At 44.9% G+C, this 16,609-nt stretch carries 16 protein-coding genes; 10 read left to right on the top strand and 6 right to left on the bottom strand.

Going from position 1 to position 16,609, the window contains the following annotated elements; translation table 11 throughout:
- Positions 1 to 73: 73 nt before the first annotated feature.
- Both CXM95_RS14340 and CXM95_RS14335 read left to right on the top strand, forming a co-directional pair.
- On the top strand, positions 74 to 400 hold the full coding sequence (locus tag CXM95_RS14340) for an MGMT family protein (protein WP_101699312.1): 327 nt from the start codon (positions 74 to 76) through the stop codon (positions 398 to 400).
- Positions 397 to 1,104 carry a GntR family transcriptional regulator gene (locus CXM95_RS14335; protein ID WP_101699311.1) on the top strand — a complete coding sequence of 236 codons (708 nt, stop codon included), beginning with the start codon at positions 397 to 399 and terminating at the stop codon, positions 1,102 to 1,104. The genes CXM95_RS14340 and CXM95_RS14335 overlap by 4 nt, the downstream gene beginning before the upstream one ends.
- A gap of 94 nt (positions 1,105 to 1,198) precedes the next feature.
- On the opposite strand, the gene CXM95_RS14330 is transcribed toward CXM95_RS14335, so the two are convergent.
- Positions 1,199 to 2,398: an enolase C-terminal domain-like protein gene (locus CXM95_RS14330; RefSeq protein WP_101699310.1), complete on the bottom strand. Its 1,200-nt coding sequence runs from the start codon at positions 2,396 to 2,398 to the stop codon at positions 1,199 to 1,201.
- 290 nt (positions 2,399 to 2,688) lie between these two features.
- On the opposite strand from CXM95_RS14330, the gene CXM95_RS14325 reads away from it, so the two are divergent.
- Positions 2,689 to 4,518, top strand: a complete 1,830-nt coding sequence (locus tag CXM95_RS14325) for a glucose PTS transporter subunit IIA (RefSeq protein ID WP_008380669.1) — start codon at positions 2,689 to 2,691, stop codon at positions 4,516 to 4,518.
- A 51-nt stretch (positions 4,519 to 4,569) separates the two neighbouring features.
- Here the strand turns inward: CXM95_RS14325 and CXM95_RS14320 are convergent, their stop codons facing one another.
- The 3 genes from CXM95_RS14320 to CXM95_RS14310 form a co-directional block, all read right to left on the bottom strand.
- Entirely contained in the window at positions 4,570 to 5,340 is a 771-nt protein-coding gene (locus CXM95_RS14320) for an ABC transporter permease (protein WP_005228499.1), read from the bottom strand.
- A complete protein-coding gene (locus CXM95_RS14315; protein WP_005234114.1) occupies positions 5,333 to 6,268 on the bottom strand; it encodes an ABC transporter ATP-binding protein in 936 nt (311 codons plus the stop codon). Before CXM95_RS14315 ends, CXM95_RS14320 begins: the two co-directional genes overlap by 8 nt.
- A gap of 176 nt (positions 6,269 to 6,444) precedes the next feature.
- Entirely contained in the window at positions 6,445 to 6,693 is a 249-nt protein-coding gene (locus CXM95_RS14310; protein WP_008380673.1) for a helix-turn-helix domain-containing protein, read from the bottom strand.
- Between the two features lie 193 nt (positions 6,694 to 6,886).
- On the opposite strand from CXM95_RS14310, the gene CXM95_RS14305 reads away from it, so the two are divergent.
- Both CXM95_RS14305 and CXM95_RS14300 read left to right on the top strand, forming a co-directional pair.
- Positions 6,887 to 7,150, top strand: coding sequence for a hypothetical protein (locus CXM95_RS14305; RefSeq protein ID WP_005228502.1), 264 nt, complete (start codon positions 6,887 to 6,889; stop codon positions 7,148 to 7,150).
- 13 nt (positions 7,151 to 7,163) lie between these two features.
- Positions 7,164 to 8,081: a LacI family DNA-binding transcriptional regulator gene (locus tag CXM95_RS14300; protein ID WP_086297939.1), complete on the top strand. Its 918-nt coding sequence runs from the start codon at positions 7,164 to 7,166 to the stop codon at positions 8,079 to 8,081.
- A 60-nt stretch (positions 8,082 to 8,141) separates the two neighbouring features.
- Here CXM95_RS14300 and CXM95_RS14295 read toward each other — a convergent pair whose 3' ends face one another.
- The gene (locus CXM95_RS14295; RefSeq protein WP_101699309.1) at positions 8,142 to 8,915 is read right to left on the bottom strand and encodes a MerR family transcriptional regulator; all 774 of its coding nucleotides are present in this window, start codon (positions 8,913 to 8,915) and stop codon (positions 8,142 to 8,144) included.
- A gap of 114 nt (positions 8,916 to 9,029) precedes the next feature.
- Between CXM95_RS14295 and CXM95_RS14290 the strand changes: the two genes are divergently transcribed.
- The 5 genes from CXM95_RS14290 (at position 9,030) to CXM95_RS14270 (ending at position 14,865) form a co-directional block, all read left to right on the top strand.
- Positions 9,030 to 9,911 carry an HAD-IIB family hydrolase gene (locus tag CXM95_RS14290; protein WP_005234118.1) on the top strand — a complete coding sequence of 294 codons (882 nt, stop codon included), beginning with the start codon at positions 9,030 to 9,032 and terminating at the stop codon, positions 9,909 to 9,911.
- The gene (locus CXM95_RS14285) at positions 9,898 to 10,254 is read left to right on the top strand and encodes a DUF1827 family protein (protein ID WP_101699308.1); all 357 of its coding nucleotides are present in this window, start codon (positions 9,898 to 9,900) and stop codon (positions 10,252 to 10,254) included. The genes CXM95_RS14290 and CXM95_RS14285 overlap by 14 nt, the downstream gene beginning before the upstream one ends.
- Before the next feature lie 245 nt (positions 10,255 to 10,499).
- A complete protein-coding gene (locus tag CXM95_RS14280) occupies positions 10,500 to 11,966 on the top strand; it encodes a nicotinate phosphoribosyltransferase (protein WP_005234120.1) in 1,467 nt (488 codons plus the stop codon).
- A gap of 62 nt (positions 11,967 to 12,028) precedes the next feature.
- Entirely contained in the window at positions 12,029 to 12,853 is an 825-nt protein-coding gene (gene nadE, locus CXM95_RS14275) for an ammonia-dependent NAD(+) synthetase (protein WP_016612726.1), read from the top strand.
- A gap of 191 nt (positions 12,854 to 13,044) precedes the next feature.
- Entirely contained in the window at positions 13,045 to 14,865 is a 1,821-nt protein-coding gene (locus tag CXM95_RS14270) for an LTA synthase family protein (RefSeq protein ID WP_101699307.1), read from the top strand.
- 67 nt (positions 14,866 to 14,932) lie between these two features.
- Here CXM95_RS14270 and CXM95_RS14265 read toward each other — a convergent pair whose 3' ends face one another.
- Positions 14,933 to 16,582: a MutS-related protein gene (locus tag CXM95_RS14265; protein ID WP_101699306.1), complete on the bottom strand. Its 1,650-nt coding sequence runs from the start codon at positions 16,580 to 16,582 to the stop codon at positions 14,933 to 14,935.
- Positions 16,583 to 16,609: the final 27 nt, after the last annotated feature.

The raw sequence follows: 16,609 nt of genomic DNA, 5'->3' as shown, positions 1-16,609 counted from the left end.
TTGCGTCTGTTCATTTACTATTGGCAGGGAATCCAGTACTATGATAGAAAGAATCAAAGAAGGAGCGAACAGTATGAATCCATTCTATGAAGAAGTCTATGCGCTGGCGCGGCAGATCCCTTTTGGTAAAGTCGTCTCCTATAGTCAGATTGCGTGGAAATTGGGACAAATCAACGGCGCGCGAGCAGTCGGTCGAGCGATGCGCTTGAGTCCTCAGGATGTCCCTGCTCATCGAGTCGTGCGGGCAGATGGCGTCTTAGTTGGTTCCTCCGCCAATGTGCGAAAAGCAGCACTCGTCAATGAAGGGGTGGTCTTCAAAGCCAGTGGTCGTATCGATATGAAGGCTTGCAGTTGGTCCATGAGCGAGATCGCTCCCGCTCAAATGAAGGAGCCATTATGAAAAAACGTGAATTTATCGTGCAAGATCTGTTGAGTAAAATCTATCAGGAAGAATTTTCTGCCGGCAAATTACCCAACCAAAGAACCCTTGCGCAAACCTATGGCGTTTCTCGGTTTACGATCCAGCAAGCAATCAAAAACCTTGAAGAGATCGGGATCGTCAAAGTGGTACAAGGTTCAGGGATTTTTATCCATGAAAAATGGGTCAAAAACCCAATGATCTTTAATTCCTTGACCCGCACTCCTTATGACCGCATCCATTCCAAAATGATTTCCTTGAATAAGGAGGCAGCAACGTTGGATGAACAGCAGATTTTCCAAATAGGCCCAGACGAGGAAGTCTGGACCTTTGAACGAGTGCGGATCGTCAATTACAAAATCGAACAGCTGGAAACCTCTAAATTGCCCGTCAGCCTATTTCCCGAATTGACACAGGAAATCGTGGAGCACTCGATCCAACGCTATGTCGAAAGCTGCGGGTACCGTATTTCCCACTACATCACCAGCTATACCCCCATCACCACATCGACCGCTCAATCGGGCATTTTATTGTGCAAGCGGGGGACGCCGGCAATGCAGATCAGCAATCGGGCGATTTTAGAAGACGGCCGCGTGTATGAGTTCAGCAATATCGTTGCCATTGATTATGCCGTGACCTACATCCGTCCCTTTGACCGTGAGATCCATCGCTCACGCATCGATTGATTTGGAAAAGCAAATGTGCCAGTTGCGTCTTTTTTATCCAGAAAGAACAAAAGACATCCCCTGTCGGTTGGACAGGGGATGTCTTTTGTTGTGTTTAAGGAGTGATCAATGTGCCGTCTGGTGTACGGCTCTGGGTCCATTCATGAGGACGGTAAACCACGGGAAATTCCGCAGCTGCTGCTTCATCGAACGTGATTCCGATCCCACTTTTCTCGATCGGATAAAAATAGCCGTTTTCAGGTTGCGGACTGCCACCAAAGACCGACTGGGTATTTGCTGGGATCGCAATCGTTTCTTGGATCGCGGCATTGTGCAGATGGATATTTAGATGGGTGTTGACGGCTAAGCCGACAGGGCTGATATCAGACGGCGTGTGCCAAGCGATCCGAATGCCCATCGCATCGCAGAAGTGAGCCAATTTCAATGCTGGCGTGATCCCACCGATTTGTGAGACATGGGCACGCATAAAGTCAATCTGTTGATTTTTGACTAGCTCTTGCCATTCCATCGGATTATTGAACAATTCGCCGGTCGCGATCGGGGTCGCCGACTGGCTGCGGAGTTGCTGCAACCACTTGTTTTGATCCGGCGGCAAAATATCTTCTAGGAAAAAGAGATTAAAAGGTTCAGCGGATTTTGCAAATTGAATCGCTTGGTTTGGATGCAGCCGTTCATGCACGTCATGCAGCATTTGAAATTGATTGCCGTATCGTTCTTGGATCGCAGCAAACATTTTCAGTGTTGTGTCCATGTAGTCTGTTTGATCAAAATAGGAACCAGCGATGGGCTGATCGGGTGTTTGCAGTTGGCTAGGATTTCCACCATAAAAGCCTAATTGGCAACGGATATAGCGATACCCCTCAGCCAAGAAGCGATCGATTTCTTGATAAAGGCCTTCGAGATTATCTGCCACGGCATGGGTATAGGCGGGAATCGCCGTACGCGCTTTTCCACCTAACAGTTGATACAATGGCATATCGGCTAATTGTCCCTTGATGTCCCATAAAGCCATGTCGACTCCTGAGATGGCATTGTAGGTGATCGGACCATTCCGCCAGTAAGAGTTGACATTCATCACTTGCCAAAGATCTTCGATTTGATTGGCATCGCGGCCAAGTAAGAGGGGGCGTAAATACTCGTCAACGACGGTTTTTACGGCTAGTGGGCGAAACTGGAAGGTTGCGCAGCCTAACCCAGATACGCCTTTGTTCGTTTCTACTTTAACGACAACAAGGTTATGGCGATCAGGTTTGATCGCAAAGGCTTTGACGTCGGTGATGATCGTTGGTGTCATTTCATTCACTCCAATTTTTGTCTCTAGTTGCTATAGCCATTGAAACATGCTTGGCAACCGCTGTCAATTTGGTCTAATAAAAACTAGATATACACCATAAAACCAGTCCAATTTTTTACTTTTTTATAATAAAACGTTGATATATAGCGTTTTTATTCTGTTTTTATCAAAAAAGGACTGGTTTTACAAGTATGTGTGAGCATGCTACTATGTGTGTGAAAACGGAAACACCTGAAAGGGCGCCCGTCAAAAGGATCAGGACCGTTAGCAAACAACAGGGGGAAAAAAAGATGACCAAAGAAGACATCGTAAAACAGATTATTAAAGATGTTGGCGGATCAGAAAATATCAACAATGCATGGCACTGTATGACTCGCTTGCGTTTTGATTTAAAGGATGAGAAGAAAGTCGACTATGCGGCGTTAGAAAAAACACCCAAAGTCGTAGGAACAAAATATCAAAGCAATCAGCTGCAAGTAGTGATAGGAACGGATGTTGCTGATTATTATGCACCTTTAGCCAAAGAATTAGGTCTTGATGAAGCGAACCAAGGGGGAACATCAGAGAAAAAAGGGGCCGTTTCCTTATTTATGGATACCGTTTCTGGCGTTTTTGGTCCGATCGTTCCAGCTATCGCTGGCGCAGGAATGATCAAAGGATTAATGGCTGGATTGGTGGCTTTGAATGTCATCTCTAATCAAACAGACACCTATTTAGTGATCGACATGATCGCGAGCGGCGTATTTACATTCTTGCCATTTTTTGTTGCTGCCTCAGCCGCTCGGATTTTTAAAACCAATCAATATTTAGCGATCGCAATCGCGGCAACGCTGCAATTTCCAACGATGACCAATGCGGTAGCCGAAGGAAGTATTTCCGCCTTTCGCTTGTTCGGCATACTGCCAGTACCCGTCTTTAACTATGCAGGAACAGTGATTCCCATTATCTTTGCCGTGCTGGCGCTCAGTTATATTTACCGTTGGGTCGATAAACTCTTACCACAAGTGCTGCGTACCGTGTTTACACCGACGATTTCGTTGTTTGTCGCTGGTATCTTGACATTAACGGTCATTGGCCCAATCAGTATCCATCTAGGAAACTTACTGGCTGCTGGCGTGGCTGGTTTATTCACTATCTCGCCTGTCTTAGCAGGAATTGTGGTAGGGGCGATTCGACCAATTGCAATCTTCACGGGATTGCATCATGCCATGACCCCGATCGCTTTGCAAAACTTCGCCAATCAAGGGTATGACATGTTGATGCCAATGATGTTTATGGCAAATATGGCAATCACCGGCGCAACAGCAGCTATTTATTTCAAAGTCAAAACCAAAGAAGAAAAATCGATCATTCTATCTTCGGCGGTTTCTGGCTTATTAGGGATCACAGAACCTGCGTTATTCGGGATTTTGTCGAAGTATAAAAAAGCCTTTATCGCAGCAACAGTTGGTAGTTCTGTGGCGTCTGCCTTCATCAGTTTCTTCGGTGTTCGGATTTATGGATATATTCTTTCAAGTATCTTTAGTTTGCCAGCCTATATTGGGGAATACTTTATCTATGCTGTTTTAGGGATCATCTTGGCAATCGGCTTATCCTTTGCAATGAGCTGGTTCTTGGTACCAAATCAAGCAGCCGAAGGCGATCGTTACACCAACGAAGTGGATCTGCATGCCGTGACCCATGGAGAATATGTCCCATTAGAAGATGTACCAGATGAAGTTTTTTCAACGAAAATGATGGGAGAAGGCTATGCCATCGAGTCACAAGATGGGCAAATCTTTGCACCGGTCAGTGGCGAAGTCACCACTGTGTTCCCTTCAAAACATGCCGTCGGGATCAAAACCCAAAACGGCGTTGAAGTTCTTGTGCATATGGGGATCGATACAGTCTCACTTGGCGGACAAGGCTTTGATGTCTTTGTCAAAGCTGGGGAGCAAGTCACTCCGCAAACCAAACTGGCACAAATGGATCTACCTTATATCAAGCAGCAAGGCAAAGAAACCATGGTGATCGTTTTGATCACCAACATGGATCGCGTGCAGCAATTTTCTGGAAGTACTGATTTAGAAGGCAGACACCAAGCCGGTGCATTGCTGGAAAAAGTCGTTTTGAATGCCTAATAAAAAAAAAAGATGAGCTTCATTAATGAAGTTCATCTTTTTTTATTGCAATTAACTACGCAGCCCGCGGCCTTTTTGGATCAAGTACCAGCATACGCTGTATAAGACAACAATGAACAAGACCAAAATACCGATGGATAGGAAAATTGGGACATCGATGGTGCCTAAAAAGCCGTAGCGGAAACCAGAGATCATATACACGATCGGGTTGACTTTGGAGATCGTTTGCCAAATCGGCGGCAGCATGCTGATGGAGTAAAAGACGCCTCCAAGATAGGTCAATGGTTGTAAAACAAAGGTTGGCACGATGGAAACATCGTCAAAGGATTGGGCGAAGATCCCATTTAGCAACCCTGCTAATGAAAATAAGATGGCGGTCATGACTAGGGTTAAGACAACGATGACCCAAGAATACACATGTAATGGCACGAAGAAAAGGGAAATGATGGTCACCAATGTGCCCACCAAGATACTACGGCCAAGTCCGCCAAAGACAAAGCCCCAAATGATGACGTGAGTAGGAACCGGCGCCACTAAGAGTTCCTCAATGTTTTTTTGAAACTTCTGTGAAAAGAAGGAAGAAGACACATTGGAGTAAGAGCTGGTGATCGTCGACATCATGATCAGCCCAGGAACGATAAATTCCATATAAGAAAAGCCGCCCATTTCGCCGATGCGGCTGCCAATCATTTTCCCAAAGATAATGAAGTATAAGGAAGTAGTGATGACGGGTGGGACGAGGGTCTGCACCCAAATCCTTAAATAGCGGTTGGTCTCTTTGACCGCTAAACTTTTTAAGGCTGTAAAATAAAGACTAAACATGGTTTTCCTCCGCTTCGTGTGCTTCTTCGGTGATTTTCAAAAATAGTTCTTCCAAGCGATTGGATTTGTTGCGCATGGAGAGGACATTGATCCCTTGCTGGCTGAATTGAGCAAAAAGATCGTTGACGCCTTGGTCTCGAGCGACTTCAACGGCGATGGTCTGTTCATCTTCCATTTGGATCGGATATCCAGTGATCGTTGGTGCTTGTTTGATCGGTGCGATATCAAAAAGAAAGGTTTCAAATTGCAGTTTTGCCAACAAGGATTTCATGCTGGTGTTTTCGATCAGTTCACCAGATTGAATGATCCCGATGTTGCGGCAAAGCATTTCCGCCTCTTCTAAATAATGGGTCGTCAAAATGATCGTTGTGCCATTTTGGTTCAGCTCCCGCAAAAAGCTCCACATTTCCCGACGCAATTCGATATCGACACCTGCCGTCGGTTCATCCAAAATCAATAGCCGTGGTTCATGCATCAGGGCACGAGCGATCATCAAACGGCGTTTCATCCCGCCCGACAGCATCCGCGCACGAACATTGCGTTTTTCCCACAAATTCGACTGCTTCAAGTATTTTTCGCTGCGCTTGATGGCTTCGTTGCGGGGGACACCATAATACCCAGCTTGATTGACCACGATCTGCTGGACCGTTTCAAAGGGATTGAAATTGAATTCTTGGGGAACCAAACCAATCTGTTGTTTGACTTGGACCAATTCTTTGTCTAAATCGTAGCCGAAGACTTTGACGCTTCCGGAAGATTTATTGACAAGAGAGGTGATAATGCCGATGGTGGTGGACTTTCCAGCGCCGTTAGGGCCTAACAAGGCATAAAAGTCGCCTTCTTCCACCGTCAAATTTATGCCCCGCAACGCTTCAACGCCGGTGGCATAGACTTTGCGTAAATCGGTTAGTTCTAGTGCATAGGTCATGTTTGTTTGAACTCCTTCTATGTATGATGGTTTATTCTATCATTTTTTTTCAAGAAGAACCGCATGATTTGATTTTTTTCATTTGATTAGATAACAATTGTTGCTAATCGATGAAAAGTGGGAAAGAGGCAAAAGAAAAAACGACCATTTGATCGTTTTTTCGATAAAGTCGATTGTTAGCATAAATACCGTTCTGGTCGTTCTGTCTGTCCTAATAAGTAATCGACAGAAACATTATAAAGGGAAGCTGCGTGTAGCAGCGTCAATACATCGGGTAAGCAATCGCCTGCTTCGTATAAGGTGTAATCGGGGTAAGACACATCGAGATGCTGGCATACTTCTTTTGGGCTCAATCCGCGTTCTTCTCTTAAAAACTTGAAGCGGCAACGCAAGGTGTCTAATAAAAAAGCTTCTTCTAATGTCACTTTGCGGTCCTCCTTAAAAAATTGCGCTTCCTTTCGCACTGTTCTCTTTTTATTGTACCAACAAAAGCAAAATATGCGAAGTAATTCACATGAAGGTCGAACGGTTTTTGTTAAAAAGTGAAACAAATGACTTGCTCTGAGACGCGTTTCATACAGTATGCTTGATTTATAAAAAGGAAGGCGGGATGAAAAAATGAATACATACATGAAGAAAAATGGTGCGGAATGTTGTTATGTAACGTTGGCTTTTGATGGACAACAACTGGTATTGACGAAGCCAAAAGGGTTCTTTCAAGAACGATTAGTAGAAATTCCTGTGGATGAGATCAGTCACTTGACGTGTGATGAACACTTCGGGTCTCAGCGGATCGGTTTTATTCATCACAATGATTACTATGAATTTTATACATGTGGGTTAAGTGTGATAGACTATATGAAAGAACAATTATTCGTTTAAGGAGCAGTGAGTCATGGCAAACATTCGGGATATTGCACGCTTGACCGGCTATTCGGTCTCCACAGTTTCACGAGTCATTAACAACAATCCGTATGTCAGTGAAGAAAAGCGTCGCAAGATCCTGGCTGTCATGAAAGAGGTCAACTATATTCCAAATTACACCGCGCGGGCATTGAGTGTTGGCAAAACCCAAAATATTGGTGTGATTCTGCCATTTGTCAATCATCCGTACTTCGATCGCTTGTTGAGCGGCATCACAACAGCAGCGTTTGCTCGGGGCTATAAGGTGACGCTTTTAGCCACGAACTATGATCCGCAAGTAGAGGAAGCGTATTTGCAAGAATTTGCGGCGAAAAGCTTTGATGCCTTGATCATTGCCTCGCGGGCGAATCCGATCGAAACCTTATTGCCTTATCGTTCTTACGGTCGCATCGTCTTTTGTGAGAATATCTCGTATTTGACTGACGGTTGCACCTATATTGATCGAGAGGAATCGATCAAAGAAGTCTTTACGTATTTTAAGGAACAAGGTATCCAGAAAATCGGCGTGACATTGGGACGTAGCCGCAAGCTCAGCAGCAATTCAAAAATCACGGTCCGTTTGGCTCATGACTATTTTTCGACTTTTTCCGAAGACTTGATCTTTTGGGATTGTTTGACGGAAGAAGATGGCAAAGAAGCAGCTGCTTATTTTGCAGATAAAGGGGTCGAAGCGATTTTCACCAATGGGGATCATGTTGCTGCTGGGATCCAGTCGCAGGCGCCGGGAGAATGGCTCGTGATTGGACGGGACAATTTATACATCAGCGAGCTGCTACAGCTTTCAACGATCGATCATCACTTGCAAGCTTGCGGGGAGACTGCCGTCCAATTGGCGATAATGGAAAAAAGCGGCAACTATCGCATGCCCTATGAGTTCATCAAACGATAGCATAGACGAAACGATGCGCAAACAAAGCCCCTGAACGGGCAGTGCTTGCGCATCGTTTTTTTAATGGGATTCGGTGTAATGGTCAATGATCTGTTTCAACAGCTGGGCGCTACCGACGCCCGCTTTTTGATCGTAATAGGCGGTAAAACGCTCGTCTTGAACGTACATTTCCCCTAAAGATCGGTGATATTCTACTGAGTAAAAGGGCGCTGCTTGTTTAAGCCATGCTTGATGTGCAGCAAAAGCCATTTGGGCTTTGTCAGAAGGGATTCGTTTCCCTTCCTTTTCATTCAACAGCTCTTTTAATAGCTGCAATAAGCGGTTTTCGTTGTCGGTCAGTGCTTGATAATCGACTTGGGTCATCTGCTGCCACTTTTGGTTGCTTTGTTCGATGATTTCCTCACCGTAGGCTTCTCGTAATTCGGCACCGTAGTTCGCTTCGTTTTCACGAATTTTTTGTTCCTTAAAATAACTGAATTTCTCTTGATCGGTCATCGTCTTTTCTCCTTCATAATAATCAATTGTTTGCGCTAAGGTGGTCAAAAGACTGTCCAGGGCTGCTCGCTCTTGTAAAAGCTGTTGGTAATGCTGCAACAAGACCGTTTGGATCGATGTTTGCGGCTCATCCAAGATCCCGCGGATCGTTTCTAATGACAGCCCAAAAGACTTAAAATATAAAATCTGCTGTAGGCGATCGACTTCCTGCCTCCCGTAGATACGGTAACCAGCTGAGTTGGTGCGTTGCGGTTGTAACAACTTGATCTGATCATAATACCGCAGGGTACGGCTGCTGACTCCTGACAGTTTGGCTAAGGCACTGATCGTATATTCCATCGGCTTTTCCCTCCTTACACCTGTATCCTAAAGGTTGACGTAACGACAAAGTCAAGAAAATTTTTTTGCGTTTTTTAAAATGTGCTATAATTATAACAAAGAAAGGAAGATAAGATGCAAATAGTTTTTTCTGATATTGATGGGACGTTCCAAGAAATGGGGCACCCGATTCATGAGATCAATAAAGAAGCCATCCGTTGTTTGCAAGCCCAAGGGGATCACTTTGTGTTTGTCACAGGGCGAGGATTTGAGCTTGTTCAAGATATGATGGCGGAAGAAGGCCTTTCCTGCGATGTGATTTTCGGAAACGGCGCCGGTCTGATGATAAAAGGAGAAGCGCCTGTTTTGACGCATACCTTACCCTATAAGACATTGGCACAAGTGATTGGTATCTTAGAGACAGAAGCGGTTTTTTATTTCTTACATACTGACCATGGCATCATTTCCCCACAAGCGCATTTGTATGAAGCGCAATTTCAAGAAAGCCGTAAGCAGTTACTCGCGGAGTTAGGGGAGCGAGGGCAAATCATCGCTGACTACAAATACGAGTTCTTCTACAACGAATGCCTTCATAAAGACGACGTGTTGCAGTTTATGAAGGAACATCCAGAGATAAAGGTCATCAAAATCGAACTGATGGAAGCGTCAGACGAAAAAAGAGAACGGCTGCGGGCGATGATCCAGTCAGAAACGGCAGCGATTTTTCAATCCTTTGTCCAAACACTGGAAATCGTTGATCCATTGGCGACCAAAGGTGCGGCGATCCGTAGCTTTTTAGAAGCTTTTCCCGCTGCCAAAAGCTACGGGATCGGTGATGGTGAAAATGACCTTGCGATGTTTGAAGCGGTGGATGTTTCTTTGGCTGTAGCAAATGCCAGCCCAGCGATCAAAGCAGTTTGTGATCGAACCATTGAGCGCGCGGAAGACGGCGGTGTTGGCCGCTTTATTTTAACAGAATTAGTTTCGAGAGAGGATGTTGTGCATGAAGTTGATTGAAACCCCAGTAAACCAAAATCTAAATATGGAAACTTTTTACCCGAACATCTCCAAGTATCTATTCGACAAAATAGCGATCAAATACTATAAATTGTATTCGCTTGATCGGACGCAGATTCTCTATGTGGATAGTTTTGATACGATTTCTTTAGTATTGATCAACAATAAAAAGAAAATCAGTCGGGAAGAAGTCGATACAGCGATTCATCGTTTGCTGAAGGTCGATCGCAAAGGCGTGACCGTCAATATCAATATTCGTAAAGAAATGGAAGCAAGAGGCATCACCTTTTCTAAACCGAGAAAAGATGTCATTCTTGTTCAATTTCCTGTGAAAGAACACTAGTTGAAAGAAGTTGGGACATGCACGTTGCAAGAGCAATCAAACGTTGAACAAAGGGGCGACCTTATACGAGCGCGTAAATAATGCGCAATAAGTAGGAGGTTGACCCATGCTTTTGAGCAATTTGTTCTCAGATGGATTGCCTTGTACTGGCAAAAACCCAACTTTTTTTTGAAAAAAACAAGATTTTCTGTCTTTTGTGTTTTTTTTGCTATAATGAGAAGAAGTAAGCTAGAGGGAGTAAGAACATGCAGAAATTATTTAAAGATGACAGCTTGACGCTACACACTGATCTCTACCAAATCAACATGATGCAAACCTATTGGGAGTTAGGCAGAGCCGATCGTAATGCGGTGTTTGAATGCTATTTCCGTGACATGCCTTTTGAAAACGGCTATGCGATCTTTGCCGGTCTGGAACGATTGATCGATTATTTGAACGATTTATCCTTTTCAGAAACGGATATTGCCTACTTGCGAGAAATCGGCGGCTACCCAGAAGCCTTTTTAGAGTATCTAAAAGAGTTCAAGTTTGCTTGTACCGTTCGTTCAGCGTTAGAAGGCGATTTGGTCTTCAACAATGAACCGATCATACAAGTAGAAGGGCCGTTGGCACAAGCGCAGCTGATCGAAACGGCGTTACTAAATATGGTCAATTTCCAAACCTTGATCGCCACGAAAGCTGCCCGCATCAAATCCGTGATCGGCACGGATCCCTTGTTGGAATTTGGTTCACGGCGGGCACAAGAATTGGATGCAGCCATTTGGGGGACTCGAGCGGCCTATATTGGCGGAGCGGATGCGACGAGTAATGTGCGGGCAGGGAAGATTTTTGGCATCCCAGCCAGCGGAACCCACGCCCATTCCCTCGTGCAATCCTACGGCAATGACTATGATGCATTTATGGCATATGCCCAAACCCACAAAGATTGCGTATTCTTAGTCGATACCTATGATACATTGCGTTTAGGTGTGCCAAATGCGATTCGTGTGGCCAAAGAGATGGGGGATAAAATCAATTTCTTAGGTGTGCGGATCGACAGCGGCGATATGGCGTATATCTCGAAAAAAGTCCGTGAACAGCTGGATGAAGCGGGATTCACGGAAGCCAAAGTCTATGCTTCCAATGATCTAGACGAAAATACGATTTTAAGCTTGAAAATGCAAAAGGCGAAAATCGATGTGTGGGGTGTCGGCACCAAGCTGATCACCGCTTACGATCAACCGGCATTAGGCGCGGTTTATAAACTGGTTGCCATCGAAAATGAGCAGGGAGAAATGATCGACACCATCAAATTATCCAGCAATGCCGAAAAGGTTTCGACCCCTGGAAAAAAACAAGTCTGGCGGATCACCCGTAAATCGGACGGCAAGTCCGAAGGCGATTATGTCACGCTATGGGAAGAAAATCCCCAAGCTGCAGACGAACTGTTCATGTTCCATCCTGTTCACACTTTTATCAACAAAACAGTGACGAACTTTGATGCGCGACCATTGTTGCAAGACATCTTTGTAGATGGCCAGCAAGTGTATCAAGTGCCTGACTTAGAACACGTCAAAGCCTATGCGACGAATTGCTTGGATTCCCTTTGGGATGAGTACAAACGTGACTTGAATCCACAGAAATACCCAGTCGATCTCTCGCAAGAATGTTGGGATCATAAAATGCGGACGATTGAAAAAGTACGTAAACAAACCAATGGCGCGATTTTGTAATCCGCAACTGCGCTGGTCCTAGGATCAGTCAGCTGCTTCAAAAAATAAGAGGAGGCGTTTCTATGACCATGCAACAAGAAATTATCAAAGAATTAGGAGTCTTACCGACCATCGACCCGAAAGAAGAAGTTCGTAAGAGTATTGATTTTTTAAAGGCGTATCTGCAAAAGAATTCGTTCTTGCATACGTTTGTCTTGGGGATCAGTGGTGGGCAAGATTCGACATTAGCTGGCCGGATCGCGCAATTGACGATGGAGGAAATGCGCAGTGAAACCGGGAATCCCAACTATCAGTTCATAGGGGTACGCTTACCTTATGGGGAACAAGCAGATGAAGAAGATGCCAAAAAAGCCATTGAATTTATCAAACCAGATATTGAGCTGCGGGTAAACATCAAAGCCGCCGTCGATGCCCAAGTACAAGCGGTGGAAGAAGCAGGCTTAGCGGTTTCTGACTTTAATAAAGGCAATATCAAAGCCCGTCAACGGATGATTACGCAATATGCCATTGCGGGTGAAAAAGCAGGAGCTGTTCTGGGTACGGATCACGCTGCTGAAAATATCACCGGCTTCTTTACGAAATACGGCGATGGCGGTGCCGATATCTTACCACTGTTTCGTTTAAACAAACGCCAAGGCCGCCAACTCTTGCAATACTTAGGCGCACCAGAAGCATTGTATACAAAAGTCCCAACTGCGGACTTGGAAGACGGCAAACCTTTAGTGGCAGATGAAGCAGCTTTAGGAGTGACCTACAACGACATCGATGACTATTTAGAAGGCAAGGAAATTGCGGCTGAAGCCCAACAAACCATTGAAAACTGGTGGAACAAAACGCAACACAAACGCCACTTGCCAGTCACGATTTTTGATGATTTTTGGAAATAAACGAAACCAGTGATTCCGTTCCATTCAGATAGAAAGAAGAGTCTAGGGGGCAAGAAACCTTAGACTCTTTTTTATGAGGGTTGCTTTCTTTAAAAATAACAAAAGCTTCTTGCCCTGGCTTTACTTTCTTGTCTTGAAAGCATAAAATACGAGGGTACCTAGAACGTGTAGAAAAGGAGGAATGTTCCTTCGTGAAAATAAATAGCCATCCTTATCTGAAGATCGCATTAAAAGGCATCGCCATCGTCCTGTTGATCATTTTCAGTAATTTATATTTGCAATGGTGTCAAAACAATCTTTCCGTTGAATTAGCCTTGAAATTTGCCTTTTCGTGGCATACAGCAAAGTTTTTCTTGGCTTGTGGGGTGCTACTGCTGGTGTATGGGGTGTTTGCCAGTTTGGCAGGTTCAGTACTGATCGGGGGCATCTTTTATAGTGTCGTCATCGGAATCTTAGGGTACGCCAACCATACGAAGATGGTCTATCGCCAAGAACCAATCTATCCTGATGATTTAAAGATGGTCACTCAATTCGACCTTCTACGAACCATGATTGGCAATGGCGCGTTTTTCTTAGCCATCCTCTTTGCTCTGGCGGCGATCGGGGCGATCGGCTGGAGTATCTATCGCAGCCGCAAATTAAACCGGCGTTTACAAGTAATGCGAGGGGCAGTGCTGGTCGTATGCTCGCTGGGCTTAGTCTATGTTTCACACTTCAACGACAGCAACAACCTTCTACGCAAAGCCTACAATCAGACGGCGCTCTGGATTCCGTATTCACAAAAAATGAACTATTACAATACGGGATTTATCGGTGGGTTTTTGTACAACTTGCGGGTAGATGCCATGACGAAGCCTGAGGGGTATTCAAAAGAAGCGATCCAAGCGATTGCGGATACCTACAATGCACAGGCGGCGGAGAAAAATCAAGACCGTGAAAGCGAAGCACCAAATATCGTCTATGTGATGAGCGAGAGTTTTTCCGACCCGAGCCATTTAAATGGCTTATCGATCACCGGCGATCCGTTGAAAGACTATTACCACGTCGCCGATCAAACCATCAGTGGAAAAATGCTTTCGCAAAATTATGGAGGCGGTACGGCAAACATCGAGTTTGAAGCGTTGACTGGTTTTGCCATGGGCCTATTGAATCCACAGATGACAACGCCTTACACGATGCTAGTGCCGAAATTGACGCAACTGCCATCCTTGGTTTCTTTCTTGGAACAATCAGGGTATACGGCAACGGCGATCCATCCTTACGATACATCGATGTACAAACGCAAGGATGTCTATGGGGTGATGGGGTTTGAACAGTTTATCGATCAAGATACGATGACCTATACCGACAAAATTGAAAATAATCCTTATATCTCTGATGAGGCGGCCTACAAAGAAGTGCTGGCTTTGTTGGAAAACGATCAGCAACCGCAATTTGTCCATTTAGTGACGATGCAGACCCATATGCCTTATGCTGGCAAATACGATACGTTGAATTACCAAGCGAGCGGTCCTGGCAATATGGCTTCTTTGGAAAACTACCTGCAGGATATCTCTTATAGCAGTACAGCATTGAAAAACTTTGTGGCTGAATTAGAGCAGCTGGATCGGCGAACGCTGGTCGTCTTTTGGGGAGATCATTTACCAGGCATTTATGCCGATGAGATCAAGGATCAAAATGAAACGGCTGCCCTGCATGAAACCGAATTTTTGATGGTTGATTCGCAAGGGAATTTTGCGCCAGAAAATGTACCAGTAACAAGTCCTTTTTATTTTGCGCCGAACCTATTAGAAGCCAGTGATCAACCAACCAGCGGGTTTTACCAGTTGTTGTTGGCCTTGCAAGATGAGTTGCCGGCTTTTGAACTGGGTCAATATTATCAAGAGGGACAATGGCAGACGACTCTTGCGTTGGATCAAGAAGCCCAAGAAATCTATGATGCCTACAATTTGATCCAATATGATGTGCTACAAGGAGAGCAATACAGTTTAACGACTGGTTTGTTTGACTAAATGAAACATAAAATAGCGCCTTATCCTGTGACTGACACTGGGATAAGGCGCTTTTGTTTGTGTGAAGTTATAATTCCTGCCATTTACGATTTTGATCAAAATCATTGGCGGCGGCGTAGGCGTCTTGAACGATCGTTTCAGGGTAGCCCATGACTTTTAAGAGGGCGATCGCGTTGCGGCTCAAGGCAGGACCGGATTTGACCTTATAATCAAAGGAGATGCCGTCATCTTCCGTGACTTGTTCAGAAAAATGAATGTTGCGGCAATCATTTTTCAAAATTTCAGTCAGCTCAATATCATGGGTAGCGACAAAGGCCAATGATGGGTAGGCTCGCAACCAATGGATGATGCTGGCAGAAGAAGCGATTCGTTCCACCGTATTGGTTCCTTTTAAAATCTCATCAACAAAACAGTAGCAGCGCTGTTTCGTGGCAACGGTATCTAGCAGGCGTTTGATGGATTTGATCTCCGCCACGAAATAGCTGTCGCCTTCAAATAGATCATCTTCGACAGCCATCGAGGTAACGACGTGACCAGGAACCATCGTAAAGGTTTCAGCTACTGCTGTCTGGATCGTTTGTGCCAAAATACAGTTGATGGCGACACTTTTGACATATGTCGATTTGCCTGAGGCATTAGAGCCAGTTACAAGGGTATTGTGGGTCCAAGTGACATCATTCATGACTGCTTCACTCAGAAGGGGATGATACGTACCCGTTGCTTCTACACCTCCGCTTGTTTGGAAGGTCGGTAGGCAAGTGATGGGCATATACGTGCGAAAATTTAAAATGGCGGCTGCGACTTCCAATTTTCCCAGCAAATTCCACAGATCCATGGCTGCTTGTTGGTGTTTGGCCAGAGTAGTGGTGACCGTTTGATAGGAAATAAACGGCAGCATAAAAATGATATTGATGTATTCAAACAACATGTCTCCTTCGCTGCCGTTTTTGGCACGAAACGAGAAAGCGAAACGAGTGATCTTCTTTAATGGTGCCAAGGATTGTTTGAGCTCATCTTGGAGGGGCGTGTTGATTTTAGCGATCTGACTGCCACAGGCAATCGTTTGAACCAAATAGCGCATGCTGTTCAGTTCTGTTTCCAGCTTGGCTTTTTTGATGGAGTAATAGATCGTATTGAAAACGACACTAATCAACGTCAACAGGAGGCCTTGGACAATCCCCAGCAGGAGCAGCAAGATGCCGACTAATGGCAGCACACCTAAAAAGACAAAGAACGGCAGAGAACCGATCGATTGCGCCGCTTCATTGGCCAAGTAGGCTTTCGAAAAATTATCATCTTGTTTTCCTAAACGAGCAAACGTATATTGGGATTGTTCGCGTGCGGCACTGTCAGCAGCAAAAAAGTCGATCAATTTGGTCAGCTGTTTGTCCGGCTTGAAGTGGAAATTGCGTAATTGCTGGTACAACGCTTCTGAACCAACACTGGAAAACGTCAGATTAATGGACTCAAACAACGAAAAGCCATCCAAGTCATACCAAGTGATGTCATCGACCTCGCTATCAAAATCGTGAAACTTCTTCTCAGTCAGCCAAGCTTTTTTCAAACTCGCTTCTTTATCAAAGCGGGGCTGACGGGGAAGTTTTCCCCAAGCAAGCCGAACGTAACGACGTACTTTGTATCGATTCCAGATATCTAGTGCGGTCAAGATGAGAATGCTGGCGAGTATGATCAAAATGACCATCGTTTGTGGTTCCATATGCAAAAGTCCTCCTAATGGCTAATG

Origin of the sequence: Enterococcus sp. CR-Ec1 (assembly GCF_002850555.1) — a bacterium.
Classification (GTDB): Bacteria; Bacillota; Bacilli; order Lactobacillales; family Enterococcaceae; genus Enterococcus_D; species Enterococcus_D entomosocium.
Note: the sequence above shows the minus strand (reverse complement) of the source record. Positions and strands in the feature narration are given on the sequence as shown.

Excerpts from the sequence above, each read along its gene's own strand:
- CXM95_RS14265 (WP_101699306.1), bottom strand. The coding sequence starts at position 16,582 with ATGGAACCACAAACGATGGTCATTTTGATCATACTCGCCAGCATTCTC.
- CXM95_RS14290 (WP_005234118.1), top strand. The coding sequence starts at position 9,030 with ATGCAAATAGTTTTTTCTGATATTGATGGGACGTTCCAAGAAATGGGG.
- CXM95_RS14300 (WP_086297939.1), top strand. The coding sequence starts at position 7,164 with ATGGCAAACATTCGGGATATTGCACGCTTGACCGGCTATTCGGTCTCC.
- CXM95_RS14295 (WP_101699309.1), bottom strand. The coding sequence starts at position 8,915 with ATGGAATATACGATCAGTGCCTTAGCCAAACTGTCAGGAGTCAGCAGC.
- CXM95_RS14285 (WP_101699308.1), top strand. The coding sequence starts at position 9,898 with ATGAAGTTGATTGAAACCCCAGTAAACCAAAATCTAAATATGGAAACT.
- CXM95_RS14315 (WP_005234114.1), bottom strand. The coding sequence starts at position 6,268 with ATGACCTATGCACTAGAACTAACCGATTTACGCAAAGTCTATGCCACC.
- CXM95_RS14280 (WP_005234120.1), top strand. The coding sequence starts at position 10,500 with ATGCAGAAATTATTTAAAGATGACAGCTTGACGCTACACACTGATCTC.
- CXM95_RS14305 (WP_005228502.1), top strand. The coding sequence starts at position 6,887 with ATGAATACATACATGAAGAAAAATGGTGCGGAATGTTGTTATGTAACG.
- CXM95_RS14320 (WP_005228499.1), bottom strand. The coding sequence starts at position 5,340 with ATGTTTAGTCTTTATTTTACAGCCTTAAAAAGTTTAGCGGTCAAAGAG.
- CXM95_RS14340 (WP_101699312.1), top strand. The coding sequence starts at position 74 with ATGAATCCATTCTATGAAGAAGTCTATGCGCTGGCGCGGCAGATCCCT.
- CXM95_RS14325 (WP_008380669.1), top strand. The coding sequence starts at position 2,689 with ATGACCAAAGAAGACATCGTAAAACAGATTATTAAAGATGTTGGCGGA.
- CXM95_RS14330 (WP_101699310.1), bottom strand. The coding sequence starts at position 2,398 with ATGACACCAACGATCATCACCGACGTCAAAGCCTTTGCGATCAAACCT.
- CXM95_RS14335 (WP_101699311.1), top strand. The coding sequence starts at position 397 with ATGAAAAAACGTGAATTTATCGTGCAAGATCTGTTGAGTAAAATCTAT.
- nadE (WP_016612726.1), top strand. The coding sequence starts at position 12,029 with ATGACCATGCAACAAGAAATTATCAAAGAATTAGGAGTCTTACCGACC.